At 71.4% G+C, this 15633-nt stretch carries 17 protein-coding genes and 1 pseudogene; 11 read left to right on the forward strand and 7 right to left on the reverse strand.

Annotated features, from left to right (window positions below):
- Positions 1 to 20: 20 nt before the first annotated feature.
- Both AC1MLT_RS23350 and AC1MLT_RS23355 read right to left on the reverse strand, forming a co-directional pair.
- Positions 21 to 374: an AtuA-related protein gene (locus tag AC1MLT_RS23350; protein WP_481036863.1), complete on the reverse strand. Its 354-nt coding sequence runs from the start codon at positions 372 to 374 to the stop codon at positions 21 to 23.
- A gap of 8 nt (positions 375 to 382) precedes the next feature.
- A complete protein-coding gene (locus AC1MLT_RS23355; protein ID WP_481036864.1) occupies positions 383 to 1738 on the reverse strand; it encodes an acyclic terpene utilization AtuA family protein in 1356 nt (451 codons plus the stop codon).
- Positions 1739 to 1849: 111 nt separating this feature from the next.
- Here AC1MLT_RS23355 and AC1MLT_RS23360 point away from each other — a divergent pair, with 111 nt between their 5' ends.
- The 9 genes from AC1MLT_RS23360 to AC1MLT_RS23400 all read left to right on the forward strand — a co-directional run bounded on the left by AC1MLT_RS23360 (position 1850) and on the right by AC1MLT_RS23400 (position 9202).
- The gene (locus AC1MLT_RS23360; RefSeq protein WP_481036865.1) at positions 1850 to 2767 is read left to right on the forward strand and encodes a LysR substrate-binding domain-containing protein; all 918 of its coding nucleotides are present in this window, start codon (positions 1850 to 1852) and stop codon (positions 2765 to 2767) included.
- Between the two features lie 115 nt (positions 2768 to 2882).
- Positions 2883 to 3392, forward strand: a complete 510-nt coding sequence (locus AC1MLT_RS23365; protein WP_481036867.1) for an ureidoglycolate lyase — start codon at positions 2883 to 2885, stop codon at positions 3390 to 3392.
- Positions 3389 to 4306: a polysaccharide deacetylase family protein gene (locus AC1MLT_RS23370; protein WP_481036869.1), complete on the forward strand. Its 918-nt coding sequence runs from the start codon at positions 3389 to 3391 to the stop codon at positions 4304 to 4306. Before AC1MLT_RS23365 ends, AC1MLT_RS23370 begins: the two co-directional genes overlap by 4 nt.
- An 82-nt stretch (positions 4307 to 4388) precedes the next feature.
- Positions 4389 to 5285: a substrate-binding periplasmic protein gene (locus AC1MLT_RS23375; RefSeq protein ID WP_481036870.1), complete on the forward strand. Its 897-nt coding sequence runs from the start codon at positions 4389 to 4391 to the stop codon at positions 5283 to 5285.
- 21 nt (positions 5286 to 5306) lie between these two features.
- A complete protein-coding gene (locus AC1MLT_RS23380) occupies positions 5307 to 5978 on the forward strand; it encodes an amino acid ABC transporter permease (RefSeq protein WP_481036871.1) in 672 nt (223 codons plus the stop codon).
- 15 nt (positions 5979 to 5993) lie between these two features.
- Positions 5994 to 6665, forward strand: a complete 672-nt coding sequence (locus AC1MLT_RS23385) for an amino acid ABC transporter permease (RefSeq protein WP_481036872.1) — start codon at positions 5994 to 5996, stop codon at positions 6663 to 6665.
- Positions 6666 to 6678: 13 nt separating this feature from the next.
- A complete protein-coding gene (locus AC1MLT_RS23390) occupies positions 6679 to 7713 on the forward strand; it encodes an NAD-dependent epimerase/dehydratase family protein (protein WP_481036874.1) in 1035 nt (344 codons plus the stop codon).
- Positions 7710 to 8486: an SDR family NAD(P)-dependent oxidoreductase gene (locus tag AC1MLT_RS23395; protein ID WP_481036876.1), complete on the forward strand. Its 777-nt coding sequence runs from the start codon at positions 7710 to 7712 to the stop codon at positions 8484 to 8486. The genes AC1MLT_RS23390 and AC1MLT_RS23395 overlap by 4 nt, the downstream gene beginning before the upstream one ends.
- On the forward strand, positions 8483 to 9202 hold the full coding sequence (locus tag AC1MLT_RS23400; protein WP_481036878.1) for a GntR family transcriptional regulator: 720 nt from the start codon (positions 8483 to 8485) through the stop codon (positions 9200 to 9202). The genes AC1MLT_RS23395 and AC1MLT_RS23400 overlap by 4 nt, the downstream gene beginning before the upstream one ends.
- 28 nt (positions 9203 to 9230) lie before the next feature.
- Here the strand turns inward: AC1MLT_RS23400 and AC1MLT_RS23405 are convergent, their stop codons facing one another.
- Together AC1MLT_RS23405 and AC1MLT_RS23410 are read right to left on the reverse strand one after the other, a co-directional pair.
- Positions 9231 to 9560 (reverse strand): LysR substrate-binding domain-containing protein, encoded by a 330-nt coding sequence (locus AC1MLT_RS23405; protein ID WP_481036880.1) that lies wholly within the window; start codon positions 9558 to 9560, stop codon positions 9231 to 9233.
- Between the two features lie 118 nt (positions 9561 to 9678).
- A pseudogene (locus tag AC1MLT_RS23410) lies at positions 9679 to 10161 on the reverse strand (LysR family transcriptional regulator); the annotation flags it as partial.
- Between the two features lie 69 nt (positions 10162 to 10230).
- On the opposite strand from AC1MLT_RS23410, the gene AC1MLT_RS23415 reads away from it, so the two are divergent.
- Together AC1MLT_RS23415 and AC1MLT_RS23420 are read left to right on the forward strand one after the other, a co-directional pair.
- Entirely contained in the window at positions 10231 to 11223 is a 993-nt protein-coding gene (locus AC1MLT_RS23415) for a tripartite tricarboxylate transporter substrate binding protein (RefSeq protein ID WP_481036881.1), read from the forward strand.
- An 8-nt stretch (positions 11224 to 11231) separates the two neighbouring features.
- Positions 11232 to 12875, forward strand: coding sequence for an FAD-dependent monooxygenase (locus AC1MLT_RS23420; protein WP_481036882.1), 1644 nt, complete (start codon positions 11232 to 11234; stop codon positions 12873 to 12875).
- Between the two features lie 42 nt (positions 12876 to 12917).
- Here AC1MLT_RS23420 and AC1MLT_RS23425 read toward each other — a convergent pair whose 3' ends face one another.
- The 3 genes from AC1MLT_RS23425 to AC1MLT_RS23435 form a co-directional block, all read right to left on the reverse strand.
- Positions 12918 to 13634 carry an amino acid ABC transporter ATP-binding protein gene (locus AC1MLT_RS23425; protein ID WP_481036968.1) on the reverse strand — a complete coding sequence of 239 codons (717 nt, stop codon included), beginning with the start codon at positions 13632 to 13634 and terminating at the stop codon, positions 12918 to 12920.
- Between the two features lie 86 nt (positions 13635 to 13720).
- On the reverse strand, positions 13721 to 14611 hold the full coding sequence (locus AC1MLT_RS23430; protein ID WP_481036883.1) for a dihydrodipicolinate synthase family protein: 891 nt from the start codon (positions 14609 to 14611) through the stop codon (positions 13721 to 13723).
- 56 nt (positions 14612 to 14667) lie between these two features.
- A complete protein-coding gene (locus AC1MLT_RS23435; RefSeq protein WP_481036884.1) occupies positions 14668 to 15609 on the reverse strand; it encodes a dihydrodipicolinate synthase family protein in 942 nt (313 codons plus the stop codon).
- Positions 15610 to 15633: the final 24 nt, after the last annotated feature.

Here is a 15633-nt window from a genome sequence, read left to right on the forward strand (position 1 = left end):
GTTCGCGCGCGGGTCCGCGCTCAGAGCAGATGCCGGCCGTGCAGCCGCGATGCCAGCGCCTCGGGCACCTCGAGCTCGAAGCCGAGCACGGCCGCCGACAGCGCCTTGCCGTAGTTGTCCAGGCACAGGCTGCGCGAGACGCCACCGCCCAGCGCGCCCTGGCAGACGAAGTTCAGGGCCTCGATGTTGTCGACCTCGTGGCGCACCACCTCGCCCTGGATGGCGCCGCGATAGAAGGCCTTGAAGCGCTCGGCCGTGAGCTGTGCCTTGAGCAGCGGATAGAACTCGGGTTCGTAGGCGAAGACGGCGATGTTGGAGGTGTTGCCCTTGTCGCCGGAGCGGGCGTGGGCGACGTGTTGCAGCAGGACTTTCATGGCGCGCCTCAGCTTTCGAAGTAGTCGACGGTCGGGGTGATGCATTCGCGCGGCACCAGCGCCGACCAGACGCCGATCACCTCGCGGAAGCGGTCCTGGTGCGGCACGCGCTTGCCGGTGTGGGCGATGCCCGAGACCGCCATGCCGTCGACCTCGCGGCCGACCTTCACCGCCTCCTCGCGCGTCCTCGTGCGGGCGGCCACGCGCACCGCGATCTCGTAGGGCTCGGGCGCATCGGCCGGGGTGGCATCGCCGTGGATGGCGTTCAGGCCCAGGAAGTCGATGCGCAGGTCTTCGGCATCGAGCCTGACGATCCTGAAGCGCTCCTCCAGCACCTTCTTCGCCAGCTGCGCGCGGCGCAAGGCGCCCGGGCCGGCATAGAAGAACATGTCCTCGCCGATGTAGCCCTCGGTGCAGCCGATCGACACCTTCAGCGTCGGCGTGCGCGGCTTGCCGGTCAGGCCGGTCACGCGCACGCGGTCGGGGCCGACCTGCTCCAGCCGGGCGGAGGTGAAGTCCACCACCGCATCGGGCGTGATGTAGTTGGCCGGGTCGTGCACCTCGTAGAGCATCTGCTCCTTGACCGTGCGCAGCGTCACGGCGCCACCGGTGCCGGCGACCTTGGTGATGACGACATCGCCGTTGGCCTCGACCTCGGCGATCGGGAAGCCGAAGTTCCAGGGCTCGGGCACGTCCTTGAAGCCGGGGTCCGAGAAATAGCCGCCGGTCACCTGGGCGCCGCACTCCATCAGGTGGCCGATGCCATTGCCGGCGCCGAGCTTCGCGTGGTCCAGCGGATCCCAGCCGAACTCGAACATCATCGGCGCCATGAAGATCGACGGATCGGCCACCCGGCCGGTGACGACGATGCGCGCGCCGGATCGCAGCGCCTCGACGATCGGCTCGGCGCCCTGGTAGGCCTCGGCCGAGATCAGGGTCGAGGCCAGGCCGGCGGTGGGCGCACCGGTCTCCAGGATGGTGTCGGCCAGCCCGAGCACGCGCTCGGTGATCAGGCTGCCGCCGACGGCCGCCACCTTGACGCCATGGATGCCCAGTTCCTGGAGCAGCTCGACGATGCGCTTCGCCGCCGCCACCGGGTTGACCCAGCCCTGGTTGGAGACGATGCGCGTGCCGTTGCGCATGCAGGCGGGCAGCACGGCGCGCATGCGGTCGTCGAGGTAGGTGTCGTAGCCGGGGAAGCCGGGGTCGCGGCGCATGCGCACCTGCGCCGCCGAGACGGTGGCCTCGGCCATGGTCTCGAAGCACAGGTAGTCGAGTTCGCCGCGCTCGGCGTTCAGCGCTGCGGGCTCGACACGGTCGCCCCACCACGCCGCGCCGGAACCGATCCGGAGGGTCTTGGTCATGCTTGTCTTGTCTCCAATGTGAGCGGACATTTTGTACAGTGCCCCCCGGCGCCACAACGGCTCCGGCCGCACATCCCCTGTGACGCGGATTCACGGTAGAAGGAAACCCGCATGGACAAGTTCGGCGAGCTGCAGGTGTTCCTCGGCGTCGTGGCCGAGGGCAGCTTCTCGGGCGCCGGGCGCCGGCTCGGCCTGTCGCCCTCGGCGGTGAGCAAGCTGATCGCGCGGCTGGAGACGCGCCTGGACGTGCGGCTGTTCGAGCGCATCGGCGGCGCCATCCGCCTGACGCAGGAGGGCCGGCAGTACCGCGCCGCCGGCCAGCGCGTGGTCGACGCCATGGACGAGGCGGAGAACCTGGCGGTGTCGGACGAGCGCGGGATCGCCGGCACCCTGCACATCCACACGCCGCTGACCACCGCCAAGTACCTGCTGGCGCCATTGCTGCCGGCGCTGCTGGAGCGCCATCCCCGGCTGCGGCTGGAATTCATCATCGGCACCGATCGCGGCGACTTCATGAAGCAGGGCATCGACGTCGCGCTGCACAGCGGCCGGCCGACCGAGCTGTCGCTGATCGGCTGGCCGCTGGTGCCCAGGCCCTGGGTCATCGCGGCCGCGCCGGCCTACCTGGCGCGGCACGGCACGCCGGCGCGGCCCGACGACCTGCTGCGCCACCGCTGCCTGAACTTCACCATCCGCACGCACTGGAACCGCTGGACCTTCCGCGAGGACGGCGCGCTCAAGACCATCGACATCCCGGCCCACATCGGCGCCAACCAGGGCGAGCTGCTGCGCACGCTGGCGCTGGTCGGCCTGGGCATCGTGCGGCTGGCCGAGTTCAACATCGCCGCCGACCTGCGCAGCGGCGCCCTGGTCGCGCTGCTGCGGGACTTCCAGGACCCGAACACCGACGTCATCCACGTGCTCTATCCGCGCGGCCGGGTGCTGGCGCCGCGCGTCACGGCCTTCCTGCAGTTCCTGAAGGAGCACTTCCCGGCCCAGGCGCCGGAGCGCCCCGGCATCGAGCCCTGAGGACGGCGGCGACCCGGCCGCGCGCGCCGGGCTGGTATGGATCGTGCGTGGGACCGTGCAACCATCCCGGCCCCGCACCGTTTCGGACGCGGGTGGGATACCACTGGTATCTACGATGAATCCTATCGACTCCGACGACCCGTCCGCCGTGCGCGTCCAGCCCCTGACGGCCGAGGCCTTCGCGCCTTTCGGCGAGGTGATCCGGCTGGGCGACGAAGCGCGCCGCGTGCGGGCCCAGGGCGCCTTCGAGCGCCGGCCCGAAGCCGCCGAACCGCGCCTGTGGGTGGCGACATTGCTGCAGGCGGTGACGCTGCCGCTGGCGGTGACGACCATGGAACGCCATCCGTTGTCGGCCCAGACCTTCATCCCGCTCAATGGCCGCCCCTACCTGGTGGTGGTCTGCGGCGCGGCCGCCGATGGCGCGCCCGATTCCTCGACGCTGCGGGCCTTCGAGGCCGCGCCGGACCAGGGCGTGACCTATGCGATGGGCGTCTGGCACCACGGCCTAGCGGCGCTGGACGCGCCGGCCCGGTTCGTGGTCTGCATGAGCTTCTCCGGCCAGGAGGACGACGTCTTCGTGCCGCTGGCCCGGCCGATCACCCTGCTGCCGATGGAGGGCGCATGACCGACACCACCGCCGCGCATCCGCGCGACTTCGTCGGCTACGGTGCCCGGCCGCCGCACCCGCGCTGGCCCGGTGGCGCCCGGCTGGCGCTGAACTTCTGCCTCAACTACGAGGAAGGCTCGGAGCCTTCCTTCCCCGACGGCGACGGCGTCAGCGAGGCCGGCCTGACCGAGGGCGGCGCCGGCGCCTTCGAGGGCCGCGACCTGGCCGCCGAGTCGATGTTCGAGTACGGCAGCCGCGTCGGCTTCTGGCGTCTCGCGCGGCTGCTGTCGGAGCGCGGCATGACCGCCACCGTGTTCGGCTGCGCGCTGGCGCTGGAGCGCAATCCGGCGGTCTGCGCCGCCATCCGCGAGCTCGGCTACGACATCTGCGCGCACGGCTGGCGCTGGGAGCGCCACCAGACGCTCACGCGGGAGGAGGAGCGCGAGCGCATCCGGCGCACCGTCGAGAGCATCGAGCGCAGCGTAGGCCGGCGCCCGGAGGGCTGGTACTGCCGCTACGGACCGAGCCTGAACACCCGCGGGCTGATCGAGGAGGAAGGCGGCTTCCTCTACGACTCCGACGCCTACAACGACGAACTGCCCTACTGGCTGCGCCGCGCGCCCGAGGCCCGGCCGCACCTGGTGGTGCCCTATGGCCTGGCCATCAACGACGCCAAGTTCATGCGCGGCAGCCTGGCCACGGCGCAGCAGTTCTTCGAGTTCCTGCGCGACAGCTTCGACCTGCTGCTGCGCGAGGGCGCCGAAGCGCCGCGAATGATGTCGGTCGGCCTGCACATGCGCGTGGCCGGGCACCCGGGTCGCGCCGCCGGCCTGGAGCGCTTCCTCGACCACGTGCGGCGCCACGACGACGTCTGGATCTGCGGGCGCGCCGACATCGCGCGCCACTGGCACCGGCACCACCCCTGCGCCTGAGGCGCCCCGCCCTCCCGCATCCGCCTACGCCTCCGCCTCCCACCTTCCCCATCCATCACGCATTCCCAGGAGTTTCCCCCCCATGGCCCACGCAGTCCCCGCTTCCCTCCGCCCGCGCCGGCCGGCGCTCGCCGCCCTCGCCGCGCTGGCCCTCCTCGCCGGCGCCGCCGTCCCGGCCCACGCCCAGGACGCCGACCACCCGGCCGACAAGCCCCTGGTGGTGGGCAGCGACTTCGGCGTCGCGCCGTGGATCGTGCGCGGCGCCAACGGCCCCGAGGGCTTCGGCGTCGACCTCATCAACGAGGTCGGCAAGCGGCTGCGGCGCCCGGGCGTCGAGATCGTCGACGTCAACTTCTCGGCCCTGTTCGCCTCGCTGTTCGCCAAGCGCATCGAATTCACCGTCAATCCGCTGAACATCACCACCGAGCGCGCCGAGCGGATGATCTTCACGCAGCCGATCATGTCGACCGGCAACGGCTTCCTGGTCAAGGCCAGCAACGACATGAAGTCCTTCGAGGACCTCAAGGGCAAGGCCATCGCCGTCAATCGCGGCACGCTGTCGGACACCTGGGCGACCGCCAATGCCGGCACCTACGGCTTCGAGGTCCAGCGCTACGACACCTTCCCCGACACGGTGCAGGCGATCCTGACCAACCGCGCCTTCGCCGCCATCAACGAGGTGCCCACCACCATCTACGCGGCCAGCCGCAACAAGGCCATCAAGGTCGCCTACAAGGACTTCAGCAGCAGCCGCAACTTCGGCTATGCCTTCCGCCCGGAGAGCGTGGCCTATCGCAACCGGGTCGACGACATCCTGAAGTGCCTGAAGCAGGACGGCACCGTGGCCCGCCTGCACGAGAAGTGGTATGGCTCGGCGCCCGAGAAGGGCTCGGCGCTGGTCACCGTGCACGACGGCTATGGCGCCCCGGGCTTCAAGGGCTACGTCGAGAAGTCGCCCGCGCCGGTCTGCGCCCAGTAGGCGGCCGCGAGTCACGACGACATGGACCGCCTGCTCGAGAACTTCCTCAACCTCCAGGTCATGGCCGACGCGCTGCCGATGGTGCTGCGCGGCTTCGGCACGACGGTGGTGGTATCGGTGCTGGTCATCGCGCTCGGGCTGGCCGCCGGGCTGGCGCTGGCGGTGATCCGCACCTTCGAGAGCCGGCTGGTGAATGCCGCGATCGTCGCCTGGGTCGACCTCTTCCGCACACTGCCGCAGCTGGTGATCATCATCTTCCTGTACTTCGGCATGCCCTATGTCGGCTTCACGCCGTCGCCCTTCGCCACCACCGTCATGGCCCTGGGGGCGGTGCTGTCGGCCTTCGCCTGCGAGATCTTCTGGTCGGCGATGCAGGCCGTGCCGCGCGGCCAGCGCGACGCCGCGCGGGCGCTGGGCTTCAAGCCCCTGCGCATGCTGTTCGAGATCATCCTGCCGCAGGCCTTCCGGCTCGCCATCCCGATGCTGACCAACCGCGCCATCTCGATCAGCAAGGGCACCGCGCTGGGCACGGCGGTCTCCCTGCCCGAGACCCTGGGCCAGGCGCAGAGCTTCATGTCGATCGTCGCCAACCCGTCGCCGCTGACCCTGGCGGCGGCCTTCTACCTGGTGCTGTTCCTGCCGCTGGTCGTCGCCAGCCGCTGGATCGAGCACGCCAGCGCCCCCGGCCGCTGAAGGAACACCCCCGCCATGGAACTCTTCCTCGAGAACTTCGCCAACCTGGACTCGCTGCGCCAGATCTATCCGCTGCTGCTGCAGGGCATCGAGCTGTCGGTGCTGCTGTCGCTGGTGTCGCTGCCGCTGGCCCTGGCCACCGGACTGCTGATCGCCGTGCTCTACAGCTTCGAGCATCGCGGCGTGCAGGCCGCGCTGCTGGTCTACATTGACCTGTTCCGCTCGTTCCCGGTGGTGGTGCTGCTGGTGCTGATCTATTTCGGGCTGCCGTTCTTCGGCCTCAAGCTGGGCGGTTTCGCCGCCGTGGTGCTGGCGCTGGTGCTCAACAACTCGGGCTACTTCGGCGAGATCTTACGCGCCGGCATCCGCTCGGTGCCGCAGGGCCAGCGCGACGCGGCGCGGGCGCTGGGCTTCCGGCCGCTGCCGCTGATCCTCACCGTGGTGCTGCCGCAGGCGATCCGCAACGTGATGGCGCCACTGGCGAGCAACTCGCTCGAGCTCGTCAAGACCACCTCCATCGCCGCCATGGTGGCGCTGCCGGAGCTGCTGCGCTCGGCGCGCGTGGCCCAGGAGCAGACCTACAACCCCACCCCGCTGATGGCCGCGGCCGTCATCTTCTTCATCGGGCTGTGGCCCATGGCGCGCTGGGTCGCCCGGCTCGAGCGCCGCATGCTCGTCTCGCGTTGAGAAGGACCATTCCATGACGACGACCCTCATCACCGGCGGCTGCGGCTTCGTCGGCCTGGCGCTGGCCGAATGCCTGCTGCGACACGGCGAGCCGGTGGTGCTGTTCGACCGCCACCCCCCGCCCGAAGCCCTGCTCGATCGCATGCCGAGCCCGGGGCCGATGCTGGTGACGGGCGACATCCGCTCGGCGGCCGATGTCGATGCCGCACTGCATCGCGCCGATGTCACGCACGTGATCCACGCCGCCGCCATCACGCCCGATGCCGAGCGCGAGGCGCGCGAACCGGAGGCGGTGGTGGAGGTCAACATCGGCGGCACCGTCAACCTGCTGCAGCGCTGCGCGGCATTGGAGAGCGGCGTGCGGCGGCTGCTGGTGCTGAGCTCGGTCGCCGTCTATGGCGTGACGCCGCCACCGGGCGAGCGCTACGAGGAAGCCACCGCGACCCCAGCGCCCGCCGCCCTCTACGGCATCACCAAGCTGGCGGCCGAGCAGGCGGCGCTGCGGCTGGCCGGGCTGCGCGGGCTGGACGCGCGCGTCGCGCGGCTGGGCCCGGTCTACGGGCCCTGGGAATACGGCACCGGCGTGCGCGACGCGCTCAGCCCGCACACCCAGGCACTGGAATCGATGCACCGGGGCGAGGCGGTGGTGCTGCCGCGGCCGATGCGCGCCGACTGGATCCACTCGCGCGATGCCGCCGCCGCCCTGGTCGCCCTGCTGCGCGCCCCGGACCTGCGCCATGCGCTCTACCACGTCGGCGGCGAGACGCCGAGCGACCTCGCGCAATGGTGCGCCCTGCTGGCGGAGACCGATCCGGCCTTCGAATGGCGACTGGCTGGTCCCGGCGACGCGCCGACGGTACGCTATGGCCTGCCGGTGGACCGCGCGGCGCTGGACACCCGGCGCCTGCGCGAGGACACCGGCTGGCGACCGCTGCAGACCCTGCGCGCCGCCGTGGCCGAACTGCAAGGCGACTACGCCCGGCCGTCAGGCCACACCGCCACCACCGCCACCGCTGCGTCGACCGACCTGCCCGGGAATCCCGCATGAATCGCCTCGAAGGCAAATCCATCCTCGTCACCGGCGCCGCCTCGGGCATCGGCCGCGCCATCGCCCTGCGCTTCGCCGCCGAGGGCGCCCGCCTGGTGCTGGCCGACGTCACCGCCACGCCGCGCGAGGGCGGCACGCCGACACTGGAGCTGCTGCGCGCGAGCGGCGCCGTGGCCGACCTGGTGCTCACCGATGTCGCCGACGAGGCCGCGGCCCAGGCGGCGGTCGACTTCCTGCTGGCGCGCGACGGCCGTATCGACGTGCTGGTCAACGATGCCGCCATCAGCGTCGGCCGGCCGCTGACCGAACTCAGCCTGGCCGACTGGAACCGCGTCATGGCGGTCAACCTGGGGGGCGTGTTCCTGATGGCGCGCGCCGCCGTGCGGGCCATGCTGGCGCAGGACCCGCGCGCCGACGGCACGCGCGGCCGGCTGGTCAACATCTCGTCCCAGCACGGCATGATCGCCGCGCCGCAGGACGTGTCGTATGGCACCTCGAAGGCCGGCGTGGCCTACATCACGCGCCAGATCGCGGCCGACTACGCGGCCCAGGGCATCGTCTGCAACGCGGTGGCGCCGGGCAAGATCCTGACCGGCAAGAGCGGGCGCGCGGTCGAGCCGCGCTGGCTCGACTACTCGCGCTCCCGCACCCCGATGCCGCGCCTGGGCCAACCCGAGGACGTCGCCAGCGCGGCGCTGTTCCTGGCCTCGGACGAAGCCAGCTTCATCACCGGCGAGAACCTGCTGGTCGATGGCGGATGGATGGCCGCATGAGCGACATCCACATGCCGACCGATCCGCGCCCGCCGCGCGCGAAAGCCCTCGTCGCGGCCGGCCGGCGCGCGACCGACAGCGTCTCCGAACAGACCTACCAGGCCCTGCTGGCGCTGATCGCCGAACGCGCGCTGGAGCCCGGCGACGCCATCGAGGAGCGGCGCCTGGCCGAACGCTTCGAGGTCTCGCGCACACCCATGCGCGCCGCCATCAGCCGCCTGCTGGGCGAAGGCGTGCTGCAGCAACGCCCCAATGGCATGCTGGTGGTGCGCGAGGTGGGCCTGACGGAGTACCTGGAGCTGCTCTCGCTGCGCGTGCTGCTCGAGGGCGAGGCGGCATCCCTGGCCGCGACGCGCGCGCCGGCCGCCGTCCTGGCGCGCATCGAGCAGGGCCTGCGCGAGCAGCTCGACCCCTCTCGGGCCGACCCGCACGCCGAGGCCCGGCTCGACGAGGAGATCCACGAACTGGTGGTGGCCCACTGCGGCAACCGCTCGCTGGGCGCGCTGATCACCGACATCCATCGTCGCCTGCGCATGCGCGACCTCTCCCACGCGCCCGAGCGCCTGGTGCCGGCGCGCGAGGAACACCTGGCGGTGGTGCGCGCGCTGCAGGCGCGCGACGCCGATGGCGCGCGCCGTGCCATGGTCGAGCACCTGGAGCGGGTGCGCGCCAATCACCTGCGCCACGCGGGCATCCTGCCGGCGGCGCCGGGCTGAGGGTGCCGGGCCCGGCGGCGCTGCGCCCCTAGTGCGCCAACCGCGCCGCCGCGGCCCGCAGCGCGGCGGTGAAGGCGAGCGCCGCGGCGCCGGGCTTCTGGCCCCGGCGCGAGACCAGGAACAGGTCCAGCGGGGCCACCGGATCGCGCAGCATCCGCACGTCCAGTCCCAGGCGCAGACAGTCGTCCAGGACGAAGGACGGGACCACGGCGCACCCGTGCCCGGCGCGCACCAGCGCGATGATGGTGCCGATCAGGTTGACCCGCTGGCGCTCGCCCGCCGGGCGTCCGGCGGCGGCGAGGTGCTTCTCGATCACGACCTGCATCGGGTTGTCGGCCGGCAGGCTGATCAGCGGCACCTCGGCCAGCGCCTGCCAGGACTGGCTGGGCCGCCGGCCACCGCCCTCCGCCCTCCGCGCCAGGCGGCCGGATGCTCATCAGCCGGAACCGGCACAGCGGCTGGCGCAGCAGTCCGACCGCCGGCCGGACGAAGAAGCCCAGCCCGAGATCGGCCTCGCCGGCCATGACGTCCTGCCGGACCTGGTTGACATCGACATCGGTGATGCCGATGCGGACCTGCGGATGGGCGATGGCGAAGTCGTGCAGGACCGCCGGCAGCAGGCTGGCCGAGACCATCGGCGTGGCGGCGATCTGCAGCCGCTGGCGCACCGCCGCCTGCGTGCCCTCGACCACGTCGCCCAGACCGCGCAGTTCCTGCACGATGCGCTCGGCCACCGGCTGCAGCCGCAGGCCGACCTCGGTCAGCGTGACGGCGCGGGTGGTGCGGTCGAACAGCCGGGCGCCGACCTGCTCCTCCAGTTCCTTGACCAGCATGCTCATGCCCGATGGCGACAGGTGGACCTGCTCGGCGGCGCGGGCGAAGCTCTTGAGGCGACCGATCTCCAGGAAGGCGTGCAACTGGCGAGCGCTGAGATTCATCAGCTTTCTTGACGAGTTCATCAATAAGTTCCGTTTGATGCAAGCCAGGCGTTTGGTTGTAATTCTCTTTCAAGAATCCGGAGACAACCCATGAGCAATGACATCGCATCGACGCGCATCACGCGTCGCCGCGGCCTGGTGCTGGGCGCGCTCGGCGCCGCGGCCTGGACCACGGGCTGGGCGCAGGGCAACGCGGAGGCGCCGATCCGACTGGTGGTGCCCTTCACCCCCGGCACCGGCATCGACCTGATCGCCCGCCAGGTCGCGCCGGGACTGACGGCGCAATTGAAGCGGCCGATCTTCGTCGACAACAAGCCCGGCGCGGCCGGCAACATCGGCACCCAGGAGGTGGTCCGCGCGACCCCCGATGGCACCACGCTGCTGGTCAGCGTGAACACGCTGGTCATGAACTCCGCGCTCTACCCCAGGCTGGGCTTCAATCCGCTGACCGACCTGGCGCCGGTCTGCCTGACCAGCTGGGGGCAGCTGATCCTGGTGGCCAGTCCGCGCGCGGGCATCGATTCGCTGGCCGGGCTGCTGAGCGCCGCCCGGGCCCGTCCGGGTGCGCTCAACTATGGCTCGCCGGGCACCGGCACGCCGCACCACCTGGCCATGGAACTGCTGAAGAACCGCGCGAAGGTGTCGCTCACGCACATCGGCTATCGCGGCACCGCGCCGGCCGTGACCGACCTGCTGGGCGGCCAGATCGACGTCATGTTCCTGCCGATCCACGTCGCGCTGCAGCATGTCAGGGCCGGCAAGCTCAAGGCGCTGGGCATCAGCTCCGACCAGCCCAACGCCCTGCTGCCGGACGTGCCGTCGCTGCAGACGCTCAAGCTGGGCAACCTCAATGTCGACATGTGGTACGGCGTGCTCGCCCCGGCCGGCACGCCCCGCCCCGCGATCGACCGCCTGAACCAGGCGCTCGGCGGCATCCTGGCCCAGCCCGAGGTCGCCAAGGCCTTCGAGTCGCAGGGCATGACGCCCGCGCACGGCACGCCCGAGGAATTCGGGCGCCTCATGGCCACCGACGCCAGGCGTTGGGCCGATCTCATCAAGGCCCAGAACATCACCGCGGAATGAACCCATCCATGACATCGGACAACTTAGACAGCGCCACCACCGGCGCGAACGCGCCGCAACAGGCCGAAGTGCTCATCGTCGGCGGCGGCCCCGTCGGCATGGGCCTGGCCATCGAACTCGGACAGCGCGGCATCCGCACCGTGGTGGTGGAGCGCTATCCGCAGCCCCAGCCCATCCCCAAGGGCCAGAACCTGACGCAGCGCACCATGGAGCACTTCCATTTCTGGGGCGCCGAGGCGGCCCTGCGCGCGGCGCGCACCATCCCGCGCGACTATGGCATCGGCGGCCTGACGGCCCATGGCTCGCTGCTGGGACCCTACACCTACGACTGGCTGCAGCGCGACCTGGTCAAGCCCTACTACCACACCGCCAACGAGCGCCTGCCGCAGTACGCGACGGAAGCCGTGCTGCGCCAGCGCGTGGCCGAGCTGCCCTCGGTGACGACGATCTACGGCTGGGACGGGCTGGGGCTGACGCAGGACGACGACGGCGTGTCGGTCACCATCGGCGAGCGCCACGGCGCCGGCCGGCGCGTCGTCCGGGCGGCCTATGCGGTGGGCAGCGACGGCAGCCGCTCGGTGGTGCGCGAGCAGGCCGGCATCACCCAGACCAAGACCGACCACGACCGCGTGATGGTGCTGCTGGTGTTCAGGTCGCACGAGCTGCACCGGCTGCTGGAGCGCTATCCCGGCAAGTCCTACTACAACGTGCTGCAGCCCGGCCTCCAGGGCTACTGGAAGTTCTTCGGCCGCGTCGACCTCGGCACCACCTGGTTCTTCCACGCGCCGGTGCCGCCGGGCACGACGCGCGACAACTTCGATTTCAAGGCCTACCTGCACGAGGCCGTCGGCGCGCCGTTCGATGTCGAGTTCGAGCACATCGGCTTCTGGGACCTGCGCTTCATGATGGCCGACCGCTATCGCGCCGGGCGCGTCTTCGTCGCCGGCGACGCGGCGCACAGCCATCCGCCCTATGGCGGCTATGGCGTCAACTCGGGCCTGGAGGACGCGCGCAACCTGGGCTGGAAGCTGGCCGCGACCCTGCGTGGCTGGGGCGGCGAGGCGCTGCTGGATTCCTACGATGCCGAACGCCGGCCGGTGTTCGCCTCGACCATGCGCGACTTCATCGCCCGCTCGATCGAGGCCGACCGCGACTTCCTGGAGACCTTCGATCCGGCGCGCGACCGGCCGGCCTTCGAAGCCGCCTGGCAGGCCCGCGCCCAGGGCGCCGTCGGCGAGGTGCATGCCTTCGAACCCCACTACGAGGGCTCCCCGGTGGTGACACCGGCCGCCGGCGCCGCCCGCGTCTCCAGCGCCATGGGCTCGCATCGCTTCGAGGCCCGCGCTGGTCATCACCTGGCGCCGGCGGTGCTGGGCTCGGGCCGGGACGTCTACGACACCTTCGACGCCGGCTACACCCTGCTGGCGCTGGATGCCGACGCGGCGGCCGTCGCGGCCTTCCGCGCCGCCGCCGAGGCCGTCGGACTGCCGCTGCACGTGGTGGTCGACGAGGCCGGCGATGGCAGCGAGGCCGCGCGCTATGCCGCGCGCCTGGTGCTGGTGCGGCCCGACCAGTTCATCGCCTGGGCCGGCGCCGATGTCGACATCGACATCGACCGGGCGCGCGCGATCCTGGCGACGGCGCGGGGCTGACGCGGACCGGGCGGCCGGGTGTCCGGCGCCGCCCTCGCCGCCTCAGTGCAGCAGCTGGCTCAGGAACAGGCGCGTGCGCTCGTGCTTCGGCGCGCCGAAGAAGTCGGCCGGCGCGGCTTCCTCGACGATGGTGCCCCGGTCCATGAAGATCACCCGGTTGGCGACCTGCCGCGCGAAGCCCATCTCGTGCGTGACCGACAGCATGGTGGTGCCCTCCTCGGCCAGCGAGACCATGGTGTCGAGCACCTCCTTGACCATCTCCGGGTCGAGCGCCGAGGTCGGCTCGTCGAACAGCATGACCTTGGGGCTCATGCACAGCGCGCGCGCGATCGCCACGCGCTGCTGCTGACCGCCGGAGAGTTGCGACGGGTACTTGTGCGCCTGGTCGGGGATCTTGACCTTGGTCAGGTACGACATGGCGACCTCCTTGGCCTGCTTGGGCGAGTACTTCTTGCTCCACACCGGCGCCAGCGTGCAGTTCTCCAGGATGGTCAGGTGCGGGAACAGGTTGAAGTGCTGGAACACCATGCCGACATCGCGCCGCACGGCATCGATGCGGCGCATGTCGTCGGTGAGCTCGACGCGGTTGACCACGATCTGGCCCTTCTGGTGCTCCTCCAGCCGGTTGATGCAGCGCAGCAGCGTCGACTTGCCCGAGCCCGAGGGCCCGCAGATGACGATGCGCTCGCCGCGCCGGACCTCCAGGTTGATGTCGCGCAGCACCTGGAAGTCGCCATACCACTTCTGCACGTCGACCATGCGGATGACGAGTTCGGGATTCGGGGCGCCGGCCTCGGGGGCGGCGGACGGCGGCATCGACGGGATGGCGTTCATGGCGGACTCCTTCAGGCGGGGTGGACGATCTGCAGGCCGAGGTCGTCGACCAGGCGGCGGGCGGCGGCGTGGCCCTCGGGGCCCATCGGCAGGCGCGGCGGACGCGGCGCGCCGACCGGCAGGCCCATGGCCGCGAGCATCGCCTTGGTGCCGGCCACGTAGGCCTGACCGAAGACGAAATCGATCATCGGGAAGTACCTCAACGACAGCGCGCGGGCCTGCGCCAGCTCGCCGGCCTGCACCAGGTCGTAGAGCCGCGCCATCTCGGCCGGGGCGCCATTCGATGGCACCGCCGCCCAGCCCACCGCGCCCTCGACATAGGACTCGAAGCCCATGACGCCGCCGAAGACCGCCATGCGCCCATCCGTGAGCCGGGCGATGTCGCGCACCCGGGTCACCTCCATCGTCGACTCCTTGACGTAGCGGCAGTTGTCGATCTCCGACAGCCGCGCCAGCATCGGCGGGCGCAGGTCGACATTGGTCACGGCCGGGTTGTTGTAGACCATGATGGGGATGCCGATGGCATCCGAGATGGTGCGGTAGTGCCGCTCGATCTCGTCGTCGGTGGGCGTGCAGTAGAACGGCGGCAGCACCATCACGCCATCGGCGCCGAGCGACTCGGCCAGGCGGCTCTTGCGCACCGCCACGCGGGTGTCCTCGGCCGTGGTGCCGATGATGACCGGCACGCGCTCGGCGCTGCGCTCGACGACGGTGCGCGCGACCAGCTCGATCTCGTCGTCGTCCATCGACAGGAACTCGCCGGTCGAGCCGAGCGGGATCAGTCCGTGGATGCCGGACTCGATCTGCCAGTCGACATAGCGCTCGAGCGTCGGCACGTCGACGGCGCCCTCGCTGTCGAAGGGCGTGACCATGATGGTGTAGGTGCCGCGGAAGTCGGTCATGTCGGGGGGATGGGGTTCGGTGGATCGAGGGGAGGATCGGAGGGGCGGGCGGCGCCTCAGCGCTCGTCGGCCAGCAGGCCGGCGGCCACCAGCGCGGCCTGGATGCGGCGCCGGTCGTCGTCGTCCGGCGGCAGCAGCGGCGCGCGCGGATCGGGATGCGGCAGGCGGCCGAGCAGGTGCAGCGCGGTCTTCATGCGGTTGTGGGCATCGAGGTAGGGCGCGCGATAGAAGGCGCGGCACAGCGGCACCAGGCGGTCGTTGACGGCGCGGGCCGCCGCCAGGTCGCCGGCCGCGACGGCATCGTGCAGCTCGACCAGCAGTTGCGGCGCCACGCTGCCCAGGCCCGACAGGATGCCGTTGGCGCCATAGACCAGCGAGGCCATCAGCCAGGTGTTGTTGGTGGCCAGCACGGTCGGCGGACGCGGCAGCCGGCGCAGGGCGCGCAGGTTGTCCTCGTAGACCTCGGGCACGTCGGTGCCGTCCTTGATGGCGACGATCTCCGGCACCTCGGCGCACAGGCGCACCAGCAGCTCGGTCGAGAACGCCAGGCCGGAGGCGCGCGACAGCTGGAACAGCACGATCGGCAAGGCCGAGGCCCGCGCCACGTCCCGCACGAAGCGCAGCACCATCTCGGGGCGCAGCGCCGCGCCACCGGCGAACATCAGTGGCGGGAACAGCAGCAGTCCCGAGGCGCCGGCCTCCGCGGCATCGGCGGCCAGGTCGCGGGCATCGCGCGGGTCCTCGGCCACCACGCCCGCCACCACCGGCACCCGGCCGGCGGCGCCGACCGCCAGCCGCACCACCCGGGCGCGCTCGGCGCGATTCAACGACGAGGTCTCGCCGGCATGGCCGTTGACCACCACGGCGCGCACGCCGGGCGTCGCCGCGACCTCCCGCACGTGGGTGGCGAGCGCGGCGTCGTCGATGGCGCCGTCGGGGTCGAAGGGCGTGAGCGTGGCCGGCCAGACGCCGCCGATGCCGGTGATGGGAAATGTCATGGGAGCTCGATCGGATGAATGGCC

The organism is Variovorax sp. PEI5, assembly GCF_056679935.1.